A 17,341-nucleotide genomic window follows, 5' to 3' on the forward strand; every position below is an offset into this window, starting at 1 on the left:
GGATTGCCCAACCTCCCATGTCGGAAAAAGACACCATCTCCATCCATCTTGTGCGCGAAGCTTTGTTGCAGAGCTGCGCACTGGGGCCGGCCACCGTCGAAGCCTTGAGCAAGGTCGGGATCGATCCAGCATTGCTGGAGCAACCCGACGCCCGGGTTCCGGCTACTGCCTACGCACGTTTGTGGCGTCTGCTGGCCAGGCGCATGGACGATGAGTTCTTCGGCATGGACCCGCGCAAGCTCAAGTCCGGTAGCCTGGAGTTCCTCTGTCGCGCCGCCATTGCACAACCCAGCCTGGCAGCGGGCCTGCACACCGGCCTGGGGTTCCTCTCGCTGATGCTGGAACACCTGCCGGCCCAGTTGGTGCGCCAACAGAGCCTGGCGGAAATCGTGTTGCTCGAACCCGAGCCGGCGCCCAAGCGCGCATTCACCTATTTCACCTACTGGATGATCGTGCACGGCGTCGCCTGCTGGCTGGCAGGCCGGCGCATCCCGATCCTGGCCATCGAACTGCGCTGCCCGCAGCCGGACTTTTGCGATGACTACCAGGTGATGTTTTCCGACAACCTGCGTTTTGATCGGCCACGCACCCGCATGATCTTCTCCGCCGACTGCCTCGACCTGCCAATCAAGCGCAGCCCGGAAGAACTCAAGCGCTTCCTCGCCCACGCGCCGGCCAACATCCTGGTCAAATACCGCAACCCCGACAGCCTGGCTACGCGCATCAAGCACGACCTGCGGCAAATGCCTCCCGACACCTGGCCTGAGACCGAGGGCCTTGCGGCCACGCTGTGTATCTCCGCTTCCACGCTGCGCCGCCGCCTGGCGGAAGAAGGGCAGAGCTATCAGGGACTCAAGGACAGCGTGCGCAAGGAATTGGCGATTGTGTGGCTGGCCGAGCCGCAGATCAGCTTTGCCGAGATCGCGGCGCGGTTGGGGTTTGCCGATACCAGTTCGTTTTATAAGGCGTTTCGCAAGTGGGTGGGGTCCAATCCTGGGCATTACCGCAGTTTGATTCTTAACGATGCCGGATAAGCCTTCAGGGAGACAGGTAGTGCTTAAGTCATGGTTGATCTGTATTTGTTGTGCTCTGTTCCCGCTCACCGCCTGGTCGGCGCTGGGGATCGGTGATTTCACTCTGGGGATGCCTCGCTCGCAGGTCATGGACATCCTGCAGCGTTATTTTCCGAAGGTGGAACTGGAGAGCAACCTCTCCTATTCGGTGCCGATGCCTTACTACCGCGCGATTGAGCCTTCCAGCCGCTATCTTTTGGGCGATGTGCCGATCTATGTGGTGGGGGCCTATTTCGACGAAGCCGACCGGCTCAAGCAACTGAGTATCGCCTTCAATATCACCGACCCCGAGCGTCTCAAACCGCTGATACCGTTGATGCGTGAAGCACGCTTGGTTCCGGACACGAATGGGCGTTATGAGGTGATGAACGAGGAGGGGGAGCTGACTTATTGGGTCTCCAGGATGTTCGAGTGGACCACCGTAGAGATCGCCAACAAGGCCGCTTCGAAGGTCAATATTCCGATGCGCATGCACCGTGATCAGCAAATCAAGGCGGCCAGGTAGCCTTCCGGCCAGCCAAAAAAAGCCCCATGACCAATCGGACCACGGGGCTAAAAATTGGCTGGATGCGACCAACCAAAGGAGCTCTTTACGTTACTTCGCAGTCGCCACGACGGTGTCCGGCTTCCAGCCACCCCCCAGCGCCTTGTAGATCGCCACAATCCCGCGATACAGGTCCACTTCGGCCTGGGCCTGGGAGTCTTCGGCGGCCAGGCGTTCCCGTTGCGCGTCGAGCAGGACGAGGAAGTCCACGGTGCCTTCGCGGTAGCGGATCGCGGCGAGGTCGGCGGCGGCGCGGCTGGATTCGCTTTGGCGGATCAGCGAGACCAGGCGTTGCTGGCGCTTGCCGTAATCGCTGAAGGCATTTTCGGACTCTTCCAGCGCCAGCAGCACTTGCTGCTCGTAGGTCGCCAGGGCGCCATCGGCTTCGGCGTCTGCGCCACGCAGACGGGCACGTACGCTGCCCAGGTCGAAGGCGGCCCAGGTGATGCTCGGGCCCAGGGCCCAGGCATTCGCGGCGGATGAGCCGATCTGCGAACCGCGCCCGGCGGTGAAGCCGAGGAACCCGCTGAGGCTGACCCGTGGGAACAGGTCGGCCTTGGCCACGCCGATACGCGCGGTGGCGGCGGCCAGTTTGCGTTCGGCGCTGAGGATGTCCGGGCGCCGTTGCAGCAGTTGCCCCGGGTCGCCGATCGGCAACGCCTTGGCAATCGCCGGCAGGTCTTTCGGGCTCAGGTCCACGGTCAGCTTGTCGGGACGCTGGCCGAGGAGGGTGGCGATGCGGTTACGCTCACGCACCTGTTCGGCCTGCAGTTGCGGCACGCTGGCTTCCACTGCGGCGAGGCGTGCGTCGGCGCGCTCCACGTCGAGTTGGTCACCCACGCCGGCATCCCGCAGGCTGACGGTGATGGTGCGCGAGTCCTGCTGGTTCTTCAGGTTGTCGAGGGCGATGCGTTCACGCAGTTGCGCGCCGCGCAGTTGACCGTAGGCGTCCACCAGTTCTGCAATCAGGGTAACTTGCAGTTGGTACAGGTCGGCCTCGGCGGCTTGCTGGTCGGCATCGGTGGCCTCCAGGTTGCGCTGGATGCGCCCGAACAGGTCCAGTTCCCAGGCCATGTCCAGGCCCAGGTCGTACCGCTCGGTCTTGACCCGGCTGGTGGTCTGGCCGGGGATCTGACCCTTGCCCTGGTCGCTGCTGACGCGGCTGGTAATGGTCGGCATGGCGTCGTTGCTGGCGTCATCACGAATCGCCCGCGCGGCCCGCAGACGGGCAAACGCCACGCGCAGATCACGGTTACCTTGCAGCGATTGCGTGACCAGCTGGTTGAGGGTCGGGTCGTCGAACTGCTGCCACCAGATGCCTTCGAACTTGGCGTGGTCATATTGCTTGGCGTCCGCGGCGGCGGTGATGTTCGCCGCCTCCGGGGTCTGGGTCTTGTAGTCCGGGCCCACGGCACAGGCGCTCAGCGCCAGGACCAGCAAGCTCGGCAGGAATACTTTCACACTCATTGCTGTGTCTCCAGCTTCAAGGCCTTGGCCGCTTTGCGCGCTTCGCTGCGCTCCACATAGCGACGGATCAGTACGTAGAACACTGGTGTCAGCAACAGACCGAAGAAGGTCACCCCGATCATCCCGGAGAACACCGCCACGCCCATGGCATGACGCATCTCGGCACCGGCGCCGCTGGACAACACCAGTGGCACCACACCCATGATGAAGGCGAACGAGGTCATCAGGATCGGCCGCAGACGCAGGCGGCAGGCTTCCAGTACCGCAGCGAGCGGGTCGAGGCCTTCCTGCTGTTTGTCCTTGGCGAACTCGACGATCAGAATCGCGTTCTTGCACGCCAGGCCCACCAGTACGATCAGGCCGATCTGGGTGAAGATGTTGTTGTCGCTACCAGAGATGATTACCCCGGTAATGGCCGACAGCAGCGTCATCGGGACGATCAGGATCACCGCCAGCGGCAGGCTCCAGCTTTCGTATTGGGCGGCCAGGACCAGGAACGCCAGCAGTACGCAGAGCGGGAACACGAACAGCGCGGTGTTGCCCGAGAGGATTTGCTGATAGGTCAGGTCGGTCCACTCGTAAGTCATGCCGTTGGGCAGTTCATCCTTCAACAGTTTTTCAATCGCCGCCTGGGCCTGGCCGGAGCTGTAGCCCGGAGCCGCGTTGCCGTTGATTTCGGCAGTGATAAAGCCGTTGTAGTGCATCACGCGGTCCGGCCCCGAGGTGTCGCTGACCTTGATAAAGGTCGCCAGCGGGATCATTTCGCCCTTGTTGTTGCGTACTTTCAGCTGGCCGATCTGGTCGGCGTCCTGACGGAACTGTTGTTCAGCCTGCACGTTGACCTGGTAGGTACGCCCGAAGCGGTTGAAGTCGTTGGCATACAAGGAACCCAGGTAGACCTGCAGGGTGTCGAAGATGTCGCTGATCGCCACGCCGTGGGTCTTGGCCTTTTCGCGGTCGATGGCGGCATCGACCTGGGGCACGTTGACCGTGTAGCTGGTGAACAGGCCGAACAACTCGGGCACGCCACGGCTCTTGGTGATGACGTTCTGCACTTCTTTGTACAGCTCGTCATAGCCCAGGTTGCCACGGTCTTCGATCTGCAGGCGGAACCCGCCGATGGTGCCCAGGCCCTGTACCGGCGGCGGTGGGAAGATCGCCATGTAGGCTTCTTCGATGTTGGCGTACTGGCCATTCAACGCACCGGCAATCGCCCCGGCGGACATGCTCGGGTCTTTACGCTCATCGAACGGCTTCAGGGTCACGAACACGATGCCGCTGTTCGGGCTGTTGGTGAACCCGTTGATCGACAGGCCGGGGAAGGCAATCGCAGCTTCCACACCGGGCTGCTTCAGGGCGATCTCCGACATGCGCTTCATCACGTTTTCGGTGCGGTCCAGGCTCGCAGCGTCGGGCAGTTGGGCGAAGGCCACCAGGTATTGCTTATCCTGGGCCGGTACGAAGCCGGTCGGGGTGTGGGCAAACCCGAAGAAGGTCAGCACCATCAGGCCGGCGTACACGAACAGGGCAATGCCCGTGCCGCGAATCACCCGGCGTACGGTACTCACGTAGCCATGGCTGGACTTTTCGAAAAAGCGGTTGAAGGGACGGAACAGCCAGCCACCGAGGAGCTTGTCGAGGACCTTCGAGAAACGATCCTTCGGTGCGTCGTGACCGCGCAGCAACACGGCGGCCAGGGCAGGGGACAGGGTCAGCGAGTTGAACGCCGAGATCACCGTCGAAATCGCAATGGTCAAGGCAAACTGTTTGTAGAACTGCCCGGTCAAGCCACTGATAAACGCCGCTGGGATGAACACCGCACACAGCACCAGCGCCGTGGCGATGATCGGGCCGGTCACTTCGCTCATGGCTTTTTCAGTCGCCGGGAACGGCTCCAGGCCCAGCTCGATATTACGTTCGACGTTCTCCACCACCACGATGGCGTCGTCCACCACGATGCCGATGGCCAGTACCAATCCGAACAGCGACAGCGCGTTGAGGGAGAACCCGAACAGGTGCATCACCGCAAAGGTCCCGATCAACGAAACCGGCACCGCCACCAACGGAATGATCGAGGCGCGCCAGGTCTGCAGGAACAGGATCACCACCAGCACCACAAGGATCAGCGCTTCGAACAGGGTGTGCACCACCGCTTCGATGGAACCGCGCACAAAGATCGTCGGGTCATAGGCGATGCGGTAATCCATGCCGGCCGGGAAGCTCTTTTTCAGCTCGGCCATCTTGGCGCGCACATCGTTGGAGATGTCGATGGCATTGGAGCCGGGGCGCTGGAAAATCGGAATCGCGACGGCCGGCTGGTTGTCGATCAGCGAGCGCAGTGCGTATTGGCTCGACCCCAATTCGACCCGGGCGATGTCCCTGAGGCGCGTGATTTCACCGTTGGCGCCGGCGCGGATCACAATGTTCTCGAACTCTTCCTCGGTGACCAGGCGGCCTTGGGTGTTCACCGACAACTGGAAGCTGGTGTCAGACGGTGCAGGCTGGGCGCCCAGGGCACCGGCTGCCACCTGGCGGTTCTGTTCGCGGATCGCGGTGACCACATCGGTGGCGGTCAGGTTGCGCGAGGCGGTCTTGTTCGGATCCAGCCAGACACGCAGGGAGTAGTCGCCCATGCCGAACAGCTGAACGTCGCCGACGCCGCCCAGGCGGGCCAGCTCATCCTTGATATTAAGGATCGCGTAGTTGGACAGGTACAGCATGTCGTAGCGCTGATCCGGGGAGGTCAAGTGCACCACCATGGTCAGGTCGGGGGAGGCCTTGTCCACGGTGATACCGATGCGCGTCACTTCCTCAGGCAGTTTTGGCTGAGTCCGCGTCACCCGGTTTTGCACCTGCACCTGCGCATTGTCCAGGTCGGTGCCCAGGGCGAAGGTGATGGTCAGGGTCAGCTTGCCGTCGGCCGTCGATTGCGAGGACATGTACAGCATGCCCTCGACGCCGGTGATGGCTTGCTCCAGCGGCGCGGCCACGGTTTCACCGATGACCTTGGGGTTGGCGCCCGGGAAGTTGGCACGCACCACCACGGTCGGCGGCACGACTTCCGGGTATTCGCTGATCGGCAATTGGAACAGCGAGATCGCGCCGGCGATCAGGATCAACAGCGACAGCACCGCTGCGAAGATCGGCCGTGAAATGAAGAACTTGGAAAAATTCATCTTGAGTCGTATCCCTTAACCGCGTGGAGACGCAACGGCTGCGAGCTTGGGCGCGGTTTTTTCCGGCGCCACTTGCTCCAGGTTGCTGGCTTCAAGCGCTTGTCGTTGTTGGGCCAAGGCGGCGAGGGTTTCCTTGCTGGCCATCGGAATGGTTTCCGGGGCGACCGGCGAGCCGGGGCGCGCGCGTTGCAGGCCCTTGACGATAATGGTGTCGTCCTTGTTCAGGCCGCTGCGCACGATGCGCAGGCCTTCGATCTTCGGCCCCAGTTCCACCGCGCGATACGCCGGCTTGTCGCCTTCCATCACCAGCACGAACTTTTTGCCCAGGTCGGTGCCGACGGCCTCGTCATTGATCAGCACGGCGGAGTAGGTGCCGCTGCCGACCAGCTTCAGGCGCGCATACAGGCCAGGGGTGTATTCGCCCTTGCTGTTATCGAACACGGCGCGCCCACGGATGGTGCCGGTGGCCGGGTTGACCTGGTTGTCGACGAAGTTCATCTGGCCCAGGTGCGGGTTACCGGTTTCATTCGACAGGCCCAGGTACACCGGGGTGGTGGCGCCACGACGGCCTTGGCGAGCGAGTTCGGTGTACTTGAGGTACACACGTTCATCGGCGTCGAAGTAGGCGTAGACCTTGTCGGTGGAGACCACGCTGGTCAGCGCGGTGACGTCGGCGGTCACCAGGTTGCCGGCGGTGATTTCCGCACGGCTGACGCGGCCGCTGATCGGCGAAGTCACGCGGGTGAAGCTCAGGTTCAGCTTGGCCAGGTCCAACTGCGCCTGGATCCCGGCGACGGCGGCACGGGCTTCCTGGGCGGCGGTGGTGCGCGAGTCGGCCAGTTCGGCGGAGATCGCATTGCTCTGGCGCAGGCGTTCGCCGCGCTGGGCTTCGTTGTCGCTGCGGGTGGCGGCGGCTTTGGTTTGAGCCAGTTGGGCTTCCAGGCGGCGCACTTCGGCCTGGAACGGACGCGGGTCGATCTGGAACAGCAGGTCGCCTTTCTTGACCAAAGCGCCTTCGGTGAAAGCGACTTGGTCAATCTGGCCAGAGACCCGTGGACGAATCTGTACGGTTTCGGGCGCTTCCAGGCGACCGGTGAATTCATCCCACTCGTTGACCGGCTGCTCAAGCACCTTGGCCACGCTGACCTTCGCTGGTGGCATGGCGGCCGCTTGGTCCGGGGTCTTGCCGCACGCGCTCATCACCACCACGGCCAGGATCGCCAGGGGGAAGCGCAAATGTTTGAGTGACTGTTCCATGAGGTGCATCCGCCAATGTATTTGAGATGGGCGGATCATGCGCGGCGAGGCGGTATGTCACGAATCGAATGAAGCAAAGGTAACTATCATTCGGAATGATATAAGCGCGAGATTAGCCCTCTAGCATGGGGCTTTCGTTAGGGAGCTATCAATGGGCGTGATGACAACAGTGTGTTGCGCACCCTGCAATGAAGCCCGCGGCATCTACGTAACGCCTTCATCGGACAGCTGCGCAACAAGGCGCTCTATCAGCAGTTTCACGCGCCTGGGCTGGGCCCGCGTCGGTGGGTAGACAATATTCAGCGCGGTGCTGCCCAAGTCATAGTCTTTGAGCACTTCCACCAGGCGCCCCGCGTCGAGATCCGCGCGCACGTCCCATACCGACTTCAGGCAAAGGCCATGGCCGGCCAGGCACCACTGGCGCACCAGAGCGCCGTCGTTCGCGATCCTGCGGCCGGGGACCCTGATTCGATGGGTTCGGCCGTTTTTTTCGAAGCGCCACTCTCGGGCAATGTTGATGCCCAGGCGCATCACCAGGCATTCGTGGCGGGTCAGGTCCTCAGGTTCAAGTGGGGTGCCATTGAGGGTCAGGTAATGCGGGGACGCACATACCACGCGGCGGTTTTCACCCAACGCTCTGGCGTGCAATGTGCTGTCGGCCAGCGCGCCGTAGCGAACCGCGAAGTCGATGCCTTGGCTCACGGGGTCGACGTAGCCGTCACTGAGATCCAGGTCAATGCTGACGCCGGGATGCTCGTCCATGAACTGCGTCAGGATCGGCTCGATGTACTGGCGGCCGAGGTCCTGCGGGGCACTGAGGCGAATGGGGCCGCACAGCGTGTGGGCCCCCTGGCGAATGCGGTTGTGCAACTCATCGGCCTGGGCCAGCAGGCGGCGGGCACCCTCGACCAGCACACGGCCTTCATCCGTCAGATGGATGGCGCGGGTCGTGCGCTTGAGCAGGCTGGCGCCGTAGAAGTGCTCCAGCTGGGCCAGGCGTTCGGAAACGGAGGCAGGCGACAAACCCAACTCGCGGCCCGCCGCCGACAACCCACCTTTCTCGACAATCAGCAGAAACAACTCAAGATTCTTCAAGGGCATTGTTCGGGGTTTCCGAAGAGGGTTTTTGAAAATGGCTCAATTATCAAGCTAAACCAAAAGAACTAAGGTTGCATCCGTGCCTATTCAACGGAGTCAACGCGATGTCATTGATCAATCCACAACGGCGTACATTCCTGGCCCCAGGCCGGCACAGGTGCAGCCGTCCTGGCAGCGGGATCGATACTCAACCCGGCCAGCGCGGCCACCGGGCCCGAGGGACGAGCGGGTACGCCCGCGTCGGCGCGGATTCAGCGAGGAGGGCGGTTCTGGCCAGGAGACACGCGCCTGGTGGTGTCGGTCTCCATGCAGTTCGAAGCCGGCGGCCAACCGCTCAAGGGCACCGACAGCCCGTTCCCCAAGGTGGACTTTCCCGACAGCGTTCCTGCCGACCTGGCCACCGCGACCTGGTTCGCCTACGGCTACCGGGAAGGCATTCCGAGAATGCTCGACCTCTGGGAACGTCATGGTGTGAAGGTGACGTGCCACATGATTGGTGACGCGGTAAAACGTCACCCTGAGTTGGCCCGCGAGATTGTCGCGCGCGGTCACGAAGCGTCCGGCCATGGCCCGCACTGGAGCTCGCAATTTGCCATGAGCCGCGACCAGGAACGCAGCTTCTTGCGCCAGGCCGCGAGCATGTTGCAGGACGTCACCGGCCAGCCGGTCGTGGGCTACAACTGCAACTGGCTGCGTCGTGGGCCCAATACCTTGTCGTTGCTGCAGGAGCTGGGCTACGTCTATCACATCGATGATGTCAGCCGCGACGAGCCTTTTATCGAACAGGTCAATGGCAAGGACTTTGTCGTGGTGCCCTACACCTTGCGCAACAACGACATCGTCCTGGTCGAAGGCCGCAACTACTCACCGTCGCAGTTTCTGGAACAGGTGAAGCAGGAATTCGACCAGCTCTACGAAGAGGCCGGCAGCCGGCGTCGCATGATGTCGATCAGCGCCCATGATCGCATCAGCGGTACACCGCAGATGGTGCGGGTGTGGGACCAGTTCCTGCGCTATGCCAACAGCCACCCCGGCGTGGCTTTCATGCGCAAGGACGCCATCGCCCGATACACCCTGGAAAATCCGCTCAGCCTAAGGGAAAGCGAGACGATCTGAACCGCCACGTGGCAGCCACTCAAGGACATGACTCAATGAAACGCCCAACCCTTTTTTTGCGCTTTGGCACGACCGCAATCGCCTTGGCGCTTTCCGGGGCCGCCATGGCGGCGAACACCGATCTGGTCAAGCCGGCTGTCCTGGTAGCCGACAAGAGCCTCACCCCGAGCCAGTTGGCGGTGATGGAAACCGTCGCACGTCGCTATGACACCTTCTGGCATACCGGTGAGGAGCGCCTGGCCCGTGAGGCGCTGGCTGCTGACTTTGTCGACAAGACACCCCCACAGGGCCGTCAACCAGGTCCGGAAGGCCCGTTGCTGGCGTCGCGCGCCTTTCGGGCCGCAGTACCTGACCTCGGCTGCGAGATTGAACAAATGATCATCGCTGGTGACCGCGCGGTGGTGCACCTGCATTTTCGCGGGCATTTCACCGGCACCTTTGGCCAACTCAAGGGCCGCGGCCAGGCCGTGGACTTTATTGCCACCGATATCTATCGGATCGAACACGGCAAGATTGCCGCCAACTGGCATATCGAGGACAACCTGACGCTCATGAGGCAGTTGGGCGCGCTTTAACCGTTTACATATTTGGCGTGGATGTAGGTGCCGAACACATGGTCCCACAGCGGTGAAGACACCCCGAAGTTCTTCTCGATGCCTTTGCGATGGTGCAGGTCGTGATTGGCCACCAGCCCCGGAATAAAGGCGTAGGCCCAATGCCCGGGGCGGTGCATCACGTAATGCAGCGAGATGTAGACGAAATAGCCCGTCACCGCCCCGATAAACTCCGAGGTGAGGCCGGTGGACCAGGCGAGCAACAACAGCACGGCGAAGGTCGAGCTGGTTTTCCAGCTGGACACGCCGATGTAGGCCAGCACGTCGAGATGGTGGGTCCAATGCTCGCGGCGATACAGCGAGTGGAACAGAAAGCGGTGCGCCGAATACTCCACCAGCGTCCAGGCCAGTAGGCCCGACAGTGCCAGCCAGGGCTCAAATGGCGCCAGATAGAGGGCAGCTACCACAAACAGCGGAACGGTGAAGAAATCGAGGTAATAAGCAACCGATGACATCAGCCATTTATTGGAAGCAGCCATGCGCGGAATATCCCTGTAGGGCGAAATGGACGGGCGCGGGATTGTCCGGTGTCGGGCCGCCGTATACAACTGCCCGGCGCTGGCTACGTGGTGGATTTGTGAGCCAATCGTCCTAGCCGCGTCGAATAGCCGTTGAACCGCTACGTTGCAACAACTCAATCCGGTCCGCCGGCACCAGTGTGCGCAGCGTCTTGTACAGCACCCGGGTTTCCAGCAGGTTCCATACCCGCAGCATGGTTTCCAGCGCGTCCAGGGGTTTGCTGATGAAGTCCCGGGCGCCCAGGGCCAGGGCACGCAGGCGCGTGTCACGGGTGGCGTCGGCGGTGAGCACCAGGATCGGCAGGTATTCGCCCTGGGGAATGCGCCGGTTGAGCTGTTCCAGCACCGCAAAGCCGTCGAACTCCGGCATGTGCAGGTCGAGGATCACCAGGTCCGGCTCGAAGCTGTTGAACAACTCCAGGGTGCGCAGCGGCTGGGTGCTGCTCAGCACGTTGGTCAGCCCTTCGCGCGCCAGCAATTGCTCCACCAGGTCGAGGTTCGGGCGTTGGTCGTCGATGATCAGGATACGCAGGTCGAGGTTCACGCGGGCTCCGGAAAAGCTTGGTCGAGGTGGGCGAGAAACGCCGGCACGTTGATCGGTTTGTTCAATACCGCGGTGGCGCCGGCCTCCTGCAAGGCCTGGCGGGTAAGGTCGCTGGCGTCGGCGGTGATCATCAGCACCGGTGTGTCGCGGGTGATCGGTGACTGACGCAGGCGTTGCAGCACCTTCAAGCCATTGATGTCCGGCAGCGACACATCCAGCAGAATCAACTGTGGCGCATGCTGCGCGGCGAGGTCCAGACCCAGTTGGCCTTGCATGCTCGACAGCAGGCGTATGCCGGGCCGACGTTGCAGCAGGGTTTCGATCAGCGCCAGGCTGGAGAGGTTGTCCTCGATGTACAACACCTTGCCCTCGAAGGTGCTGACGACGGGGGGCGGGCGCTTCAATTCGGTGTCGATGCCGGGCGTGGCAATACTCTGGGCGTGGGCCACGCGCACGAAGGGCAGTTCCAGGGTGAAGCGCGAGCCGACGCCGGGCTGGCTCTGCACCTTGAGTCGGCCGTCCATGTTCTCCAGCAGGCTTTTACTCAGTGCCAGGCCCAGGCCGCTGCCTTCCACATTCGGGTCGGCCCCCAGGCGTTCGAAAGGCTTGAACAGTTGCCCCATATGATCGGCGGCGATGCCGTTGCCGGTATCGCACACGGCCACGCTGATTCGTTGTCCACGGATATCGACCTCCAGGCTCACCTGGCCATCGCGCCGGTTGTATTTGATCGCATTGGACAGCAGGTTCAGCAGCACCTGGGTCAGGCGCTGGCGGTCGGCAACGATGCCCGTATCCGCCGCCAGTGCCGGCAGCGGCCGCAACTGCACGCCCGCGTCGGCGGCCATGGGCGACACCAGCGTCAGCGCCTCTTGCAAGGTGCCCGCCAGCGGGATCGGCACGATATTCAACGCCAGGCTTCCGGCCTCGATCTTGGCGATGTCCAGCACTTCGTTGATCAGCGTGAGCAGGTGCTGGCCGGCGCGCAGGATATGACCGACGTCGGCTTTTTGTGCCTTGGGTGCGTCCATGTCCAGCAGTTGTGCAAAGCCCAGGATCGAGTTGAGCGGGGTCCGTAGTTCGTGGCTCATGCGCGACAGGAATTGGCTTTTGGCGCGGCTGGCGCGTTCGGCTTCCTCGCGGGCGGTGCGCAGGGCGATCTCCGCCGCGCGGCGGTCGGTGATGTCGCGGGTGATCTTGGAAAAACCGCGCAGGGCGCCGGTGCCGTCGTACTGCGCCGTGATCACCACGCTGGCCCAGAACCGCGTGCCGTCCTTGCGGCAGCGCCAGCCTTCTTCGGTGTAATCGCCGTTGCGGGTGGCCTCGCGTAACGCCATGTCCGGGTGCTGCGGGCATTCCTGGGGCAGGTAGAACAGCGAGAAATGCTGGCCGATGATCTCCTGTTCGGTATAGCCCTTGATCCGCTCGGCGCCGTTGTTCCAGCTGGTGACATGGCCCGCCGTGTCGAGGGCGAAGATCCCGTAGTCCTTGACCCCATCGATGATCAGCCGCAAGCGTTCTTCGTTGTCGCGCAAGGCGCGTTCGCGTTCGGCCAGCAATAACCCGGCCTCCACCAGGCTGGTGCCCAACTGGCCGATTTCGTCTTTTTCCGGCGGCTGTGGCAGCAGCGGCGAGCCCAGGGCCAGGCGCTGGGCGTTGCGCTGCACATTCTGCACCCGGGCGACGATGCCCTTGGACAGAAACAGCACCGCGACAATCGCCCCGAACAACCCGCAGATCGCCGCCAGCCAGGTCGACAGCAACAAGCGTTGGCGGGTTTCGGAGGCGGCGGCGCTGCGCTCGGCCAGCAACGACGCCTCAAGGGTAAGCATGGTGCTGATGTGTTGGCGCAGGGCGTCGAGGATGTGCTTGTTGCTGATCAGGATGGCACTGATGGACTCCGGTGTGGCGCCGCTGTCCTTGAGCATTTCCTCCAGCCCGTCGACCTTGCCGTCGATCAGCGGCTTGATCGCGCTGAGCTGCTCGCGCACCCGTGGATCGCGTACGTTGCGGTCCAGTCGGCGCAGGGCCGACTCGATCTGGGGCTTGGCGTTCAGGTAGCTGGGCAGGAAGTCTTCGCGGCGGGTGAGCAGGTAACCGCGCACACTGGCGGCGGCTTCCGCGAGCAGGGTATGCACGGCCTGGATATCGCTTTGCACGCGTAAAACCCGGCGCACATCTTCTTCGGCACGGGCGGTCTGGCGTTCCGTGGTGTAGATCAGCACCAGGGACAGCAACAGCACCACCAGTGGCAGTGAAATCACCACCAGCGCCTTGCCGCGCAGCGGCAGGTCGGCCCAGCGCTTTCTCATTTGGGCCGCCTCATGTGGGTGTCACCAGGCCCAAGGCGATGCCCCGCACGGCGGCCTGGGTACGGTCAGCCGCGCCGAGCTTGCCGATCACCCGCTCGACATGGGCCTTGGCCGTGCCGGTGGTAATGCCCAGGTGTTCGCCGATGGCGCGGTTGCTCATGCCGTTGGCGACCAGGCCGAGGACCTGGCGTTCCCGTGGGGTGAGCGGTTCGCCGGGGGCGGCACCGCTGGCCTGGCGTTCGGTCATGCGCCGCAACAGCCGGGCGCTGACCGCCGTGTTGAGCGCCTCGCCGCCGGCGGCCACGTGTTGCAGCGCATGGATCACCTCGGCGCGGCTGGCGTCTTTGAGCAAGTAGCCCACCGCACCGGCATTCATGGCCGCCTCCAGGTACTCGGGGCTGTCGTCCATGGTGAACATCACCACCTTCACCGCCGGCAGGCGTTGTTGCAGCAAGCGTGCGGCGCCCAGGCCATTGAGCCCGGGCATGCGGATGTCGAGGATGACAATATCCGGCAGCAGTTGCTCACACAGCGCCACCGCTTGCAGGCCATCGCTGGCCTGGCCGACCACCTCGAACTGCGGATGGCCGGCCAGCAGGGAGACGAAACCGGTGCGCGTGACTTCATGGTCGTCCGCCAGCACCAGGCGCAGGACGTGGGTCATTGCGGGACTCCAATCAAGTGCGCAGGCACTCGCGCGTGCAGCCGGGTACCGCCGTCGACGGAGCTGACGCAGGTGAAGCTGCCGCCCAACAGGCTGGCGCGCTCCTGCATAGTGGCGAGGCCCAGATGCTGGGCGTCATCCGCTGATGGCTCTGCCTTGAAGCCTCGGCCATTGTCGTCCAGCCGCAGGGACGCCTGGCCGTCGTGCAGCGCCAGGGCCAGTTGCACCTGGCTGGCGCGCGCATGCTTGAGCACATTGTTGATGGCTTCCTGGCCGATCCGGAACAAGGCGATTTCCACCTGGCTGGGTAAGCGCGCCTCACAGTGCGCCTGCCACACCACGTTGATGCCGGCGTCACGCAGGCGGTCGGCCTCCTTATCGAGGGCTTTGAACAAGCCGAAATCATCCAGCACCGTGGGACGCAGGCCCGCAATCAGTTGCCGACCCTCGCCAACCGAGTGTTGGGCCAGGGTAAGAATCGCCTCCAGGTCGGCGGCCAATGCCTCCGGCAGCGGCGGGCAGCGCCCGGCAAAGCCTTGCAGCCGCTGGTGCAGGCCCGCCAGGGTTTGCGCCAGGCCATCGTGGAGGTCGTAGGCAACGCGTTTGCGTTCGTCTTCCTGGGCGCGGAGCAAGCGGTTGACCAGGTCGGACAGGGTTTTGTCGCGCAGCTTGAGGGTGCTCAGCAGCCGGTCGTTTTCCAGGTGGGCGGCCAGCAGCGTGGCGAGCAGTTGCAGGGATTCGCTGTCTTCGTGCTCCGGCGCCCGCAGGCTGACGCTATTGCCCAGCACCAGTACACCAAAGGCATCGCCGTCACCGGCGCGCAACGGCACTTGCAAGACGCTGGGCACGTCCTCGGATGGCTGCTCCTGCCAACACGCGGTGCGCAGGCTGCGGTCGGCGAGGGCGGCCAGGCTGCCCACGCGCGACGGGTTGCCATGGCGGGCGCTGGTATAGGCGATGCCCTCGGCGTCCCATTCCTGCAGCAGCCCGTGGTCCATGGCCAGAAACGCGCAGGCCCGCGCAAGCACGCGTTCGCGCATCGCGTCGGGGGCCAGTTGGCGCAATTCCTGGCCGGTATCCACCAACAGGCGCAGGCGCGCCGTACGACTTTGCGATTGGCGAAAGTGCGCGCGCATGGCCAGGGCGCTGCCGGGATCATGGGGCGTGTCATGCATGGGTGATGCTCCATTTTTTGCTGCGGGCGCGAGGGTAGCTATTAAACAGGGTCGGACACCTTGGGCGCTATCTGCCAAATGGCATAGGTAAATACCTCCGGTTGGCCGATGGCGGCCGGCGGGCAGGTTGGCAAAGTGGCCGCAACGACGACCACTGGAGTAACGCCATGAAATTCAAGATCGCCCCGATCGCCCTGATGTTTGCCCTGAGCGTACCGTTTGTTCACGCCGCCGAGACGGCCCCGTATGTCTACCGTGAAGTCGCCCAGGCCCCGGCCAATGTCAAAGACCGCGAGATTGCCGGTTTATTCGACCGCTGGAACAGCGCCCTGCAGACCGGCAACGTGAAATCCGTGGTCGACCTCTACGCGCCGGGTGCTGTGTTGCAGCCGACCGTGTCCAACCAGGTGCGCACGACGCCGGAGCAGATCACCGATTACTTCGACCACTTCCTGGCGCTCAAGCCGGTGGGCCAGATCAACTACCGCGAGATCCGCCAGCTGGGCAGCAACGTGGCCATGGACAGTGGCGTCTACACCTTCACCCTGACCGAGTCGGATGGCAAGGTGCGTCAGGTGCAGGCGCGCTACACCTTCGTCTATGAGCAGGTGGGTGGCCAGTGGAAAATTCTTAACCATCATTCTTCGGCGATGCCTGAAGTCCAGGCCAAGCACGCCAAGCAGTAATGGTTGGAGGGAAAATGCCCATCCCTTGCCGGGGGTGGGCATTTTTTTATTGGGGCGGGGAGATTGTTCTTGTGACGGCTCGGGATCCGGCGCCTCTCTAACTGATGGCCCGCGACCTAAATGTGGGAGGGCGCTTGTCCCCCCCGATGGCCATAGGTATCTACACAACTTTAAGCGGTCTGTGGCTTGCTTCAGTGGCGGCCTTCGGGCCGACCATGTCGTTGGATTTGACCGAGTACATATCCGTTGCTGTGGTAACGGCCACTTAGGGTTCCGCTCTTACAGCGGGTCACTTTTGGAAGAGCGCCAAAAGTAACCAAAAACGCTTCGCCCCAACACTCGGCACCTCGCCTAGGCTCGGTGTGCCCTCACTCCGGCTTTGGAGCGTGGGCCGCCGCAATGGGCCATCCTTGGCCCAGTGCGGCTAACCCGGCGTCCTGCCGGGTTACCCACGCTCCAAAGCCTGCGTTCGGCCAGCGTGTTTGACGGGGCGATTTGAGATCAAACGCCAAAGCGCGGCGGCCTGAGAGCCGACCGGAGTTGGGTCTGGTGTACTGGGTTAAAAATGTGGGAGGGGGCTTGCCCCCGATGAGGGAGTGTCATCACTTATTTTTTAACTGACCCGGCGCTATCGGGGCAAGTCGAATCGTCGCACCGCCCCTCCCACATTTGGATCTCCACATATCAGCTAGAACTCGGTCTGCTTCTGCTCTGCTTTTGCTCTGGCTTTTGATCTTGATCCTAGGCGCCCCGTTAAACACGCTGGCCGAACGCAGGCTTGAATCCGTGGGTAACCCGGCAGGACGCCGGGTTAGCCGTCCTGGGCCAAGGATGGCCCATGACGGCGGCCCACGGATTCAAGCCGGAGTGAGGGCACACCGAGCCTAGGCGAGGTGCCGAGTGTTGGGGCAAGAGCCCTTTGGTTACTTTGGGGCTTTTCCAAAGTGACCCGCTGTAAGAGCGGAACCATAGGTGGTCGTTACCGCAGCAACGGATATGTACTCATTCCAACTCCAGCGCATGGTCGGCCCGAAGGCCGCCACGGAAGCAACCACCCTCACCACTCGGCACCTCGTCCAGGCTCGGTGTACCCGTCA

At 63.0% G+C, this 17,341-nt stretch carries 14 protein-coding genes; 5 read left to right on the plus strand and 9 right to left on the minus strand.

The window, feature by feature from the left end; all coding sequences use genetic code 11:
- Positions 1–17 precede the first annotated feature (17 nt).
- Both BB029_RS25855 and BB029_RS25860 read left to right on the plus strand, forming a co-directional pair.
- A complete protein-coding gene (locus tag BB029_RS25855) occupies positions 18–1,034 on the plus strand; it encodes an AraC family transcriptional regulator (RefSeq protein WP_065941340.1) in 1,017 nt (338 codons plus the stop codon).
- Positions 1,035–1,053: 19 nt separating this feature from the next.
- Positions 1,054–1,578 (plus strand): hypothetical protein, encoded by a 525-nt coding sequence (locus tag BB029_RS25860; protein ID WP_141696586.1) that lies wholly within the window; start codon positions 1,054–1,056, stop codon positions 1,576–1,578.
- A gap of 90 nt (positions 1,579–1,668) precedes the next feature.
- Here BB029_RS25860 and BB029_RS25865 read toward each other — a convergent pair whose 3' ends face one another.
- The 4 genes from BB029_RS25865 to BB029_RS25880 form a co-directional block, all read right to left on the minus strand.
- On the minus strand, positions 1,669–3,084 hold the full coding sequence (locus BB029_RS25865; RefSeq protein WP_065941342.1) for an efflux transporter outer membrane subunit: 1,416 nt from the start codon (positions 3,082–3,084) through the stop codon (positions 1,669–1,671).
- Positions 3,081–6,260: an efflux RND transporter permease subunit gene (locus BB029_RS25870; RefSeq protein WP_065927735.1), complete on the minus strand. Its 3,180-nt coding sequence runs from the start codon at positions 6,258–6,260 to the stop codon at positions 3,081–3,083. Before BB029_RS25870 ends, BB029_RS25865 begins: the two co-directional genes overlap by 4 nt.
- A 15-nt stretch (positions 6,261–6,275) precedes the next feature.
- On the minus strand, positions 6,276–7,517 hold the full coding sequence (gene mexE, locus BB029_RS25875) for a multidrug efflux RND transporter periplasmic adaptor subunit MexE (RefSeq protein WP_027605656.1): 1,242 nt from the start codon (positions 7,515–7,517) through the stop codon (positions 6,276–6,278).
- A 204-nt stretch (positions 7,518–7,721) separates the two neighbouring features.
- Positions 7,722–8,618: a LysR family transcriptional regulator gene (locus tag BB029_RS25880; protein WP_065941343.1), complete on the minus strand. Its 897-nt coding sequence runs from the start codon at positions 8,616–8,618 to the stop codon at positions 7,722–7,724.
- A 303-nt stretch (positions 8,619–8,921) separates the two neighbouring features.
- Between BB029_RS25880 and BB029_RS25885 the strand changes: the two genes are divergently transcribed.
- Complete coding sequence (locus BB029_RS25885; protein WP_256558437.1) at positions 8,922–9,731, plus strand: polysaccharide deacetylase family protein; 810 nt, start codon at positions 8,922–8,924, stop codon at positions 9,729–9,731.
- Positions 9,732–9,766: 35 nt separating this feature from the next.
- A complete protein-coding gene (locus BB029_RS25890; RefSeq protein ID WP_065941344.1) occupies positions 9,767–10,306 on the plus strand; it encodes an ester cyclase in 540 nt (179 codons plus the stop codon).
- Here the strand turns inward: BB029_RS25890 and BB029_RS25895 are convergent.
- From BB029_RS25895 to BB029_RS25915, 5 genes are all read right to left on the minus strand, one after another.
- Positions 10,303–10,824, minus strand: a complete 522-nt coding sequence (locus BB029_RS25895; RefSeq protein WP_065941345.1) for a sterol desaturase family protein — start codon at positions 10,822–10,824, stop codon at positions 10,303–10,305. The two genes, BB029_RS25890 and BB029_RS25895, sit on opposite strands and share 4 nt — an antisense overlap.
- Positions 10,825–10,936: 112 nt before the next feature.
- A complete protein-coding gene (locus tag BB029_RS25900; protein ID WP_065941346.1) occupies positions 10,937–11,407 on the minus strand; it encodes a response regulator in 471 nt (156 codons plus the stop codon).
- Complete coding sequence (locus BB029_RS25905) at positions 11,404–13,719, minus strand: ATP-binding protein (RefSeq protein ID WP_065941347.1); 2,316 nt, start codon at positions 13,717–13,719, stop codon at positions 11,404–11,406. The genes BB029_RS25900 and BB029_RS25905 overlap by 4 nt, the downstream gene beginning before the upstream one ends.
- A 10-nt stretch (positions 13,720–13,729) precedes the next feature.
- Complete coding sequence (locus BB029_RS25910) at positions 13,730–14,383, minus strand: response regulator transcription factor (RefSeq protein ID WP_065941348.1); 654 nt, start codon at positions 14,381–14,383, stop codon at positions 13,730–13,732.
- Positions 14,380–15,558, minus strand: coding sequence for a sensor histidine kinase (locus tag BB029_RS25915; protein ID WP_065941349.1), 1,179 nt, complete (start codon positions 15,556–15,558; stop codon positions 14,380–14,382). Before BB029_RS25915 ends, BB029_RS25910 begins: the two co-directional genes overlap by 4 nt.
- A gap of 167 nt (positions 15,559–15,725) precedes the next feature.
- Between BB029_RS25915 and BB029_RS25920 the strand changes: the two genes are divergently transcribed.
- Positions 15,726–16,244, plus strand: a complete 519-nt coding sequence (locus BB029_RS25920; RefSeq protein WP_027605675.1) for an SgcJ/EcaC family oxidoreductase — start codon at positions 15,726–15,728, stop codon at positions 16,242–16,244.
- The last annotated feature ends 1,097 nt before the right edge of the window (positions 16,245–17,341 follow it).

Source organism: Pseudomonas sp. S3E12 (assembly GCF_001702295.1).
Lineage (GTDB): Bacteria > Pseudomonadota > Gammaproteobacteria > Pseudomonadales > Pseudomonadaceae > Aquipseudomonas > Aquipseudomonas marginalis.

Excerpts from the sequence above, each read along its gene's own strand:
- BB029_RS25865 (WP_065941342.1), bottom strand. The coding sequence starts at position 3,084 with ATGAGTGTGAAAGTATTCCTGCCGAGCTTGCTGGTCCTGGCGCTGAGC.
- BB029_RS25910 (WP_065941348.1), bottom strand. The coding sequence starts at position 14,383 with ATGACCCACGTCCTGCGCCTGGTGCTGGCGGACGACCATGAAGTCACG.
- BB029_RS25890 (WP_065941344.1), top strand. The coding sequence starts at position 9,767 with ATGAAACGCCCAACCCTTTTTTTGCGCTTTGGCACGACCGCAATCGCC.
- BB029_RS25905 (WP_065941347.1), bottom strand. The coding sequence starts at position 13,719 with ATGAGAAAGCGCTGGGCCGACCTGCCGCTGCGCGGCAAGGCGCTGGTG.
- BB029_RS25920 (WP_027605675.1), top strand. The coding sequence starts at position 15,726 with ATGAAATTCAAGATCGCCCCGATCGCCCTGATGTTTGCCCTGAGCGTA.
- BB029_RS25880 (WP_065941343.1), bottom strand. The coding sequence starts at position 8,618 with ATGCCCTTGAAGAATCTTGAGTTGTTTCTGCTGATTGTCGAGAAAGGT.
- BB029_RS25870 (WP_065927735.1), bottom strand. The coding sequence starts at position 6,260 with ATGAATTTTTCCAAGTTCTTCATTTCACGGCCGATCTTCGCAGCGGTG.
- BB029_RS25885 (WP_256558437.1), top strand. The coding sequence starts at position 8,922 with ATGCAGTTCGAAGCCGGCGGCCAACCGCTCAAGGGCACCGACAGCCCG.
- BB029_RS25895 (WP_065941345.1), bottom strand. The coding sequence starts at position 10,824 with ATGGCTGCTTCCAATAAATGGCTGATGTCATCGGTTGCTTATTACCTC.
- BB029_RS25915 (WP_065941349.1), bottom strand. The coding sequence starts at position 15,558 with ATGCATGACACGCCCCATGATCCCGGCAGCGCCCTGGCCATGCGCGCG.
- mexE (WP_027605656.1), bottom strand. The coding sequence starts at position 7,517 with ATGGAACAGTCACTCAAACATTTGCGCTTCCCCCTGGCGATCCTGGCC.
- BB029_RS25855 (WP_065941340.1), top strand. The coding sequence starts at position 18 with ATGTCGGAAAAAGACACCATCTCCATCCATCTTGTGCGCGAAGCTTTG.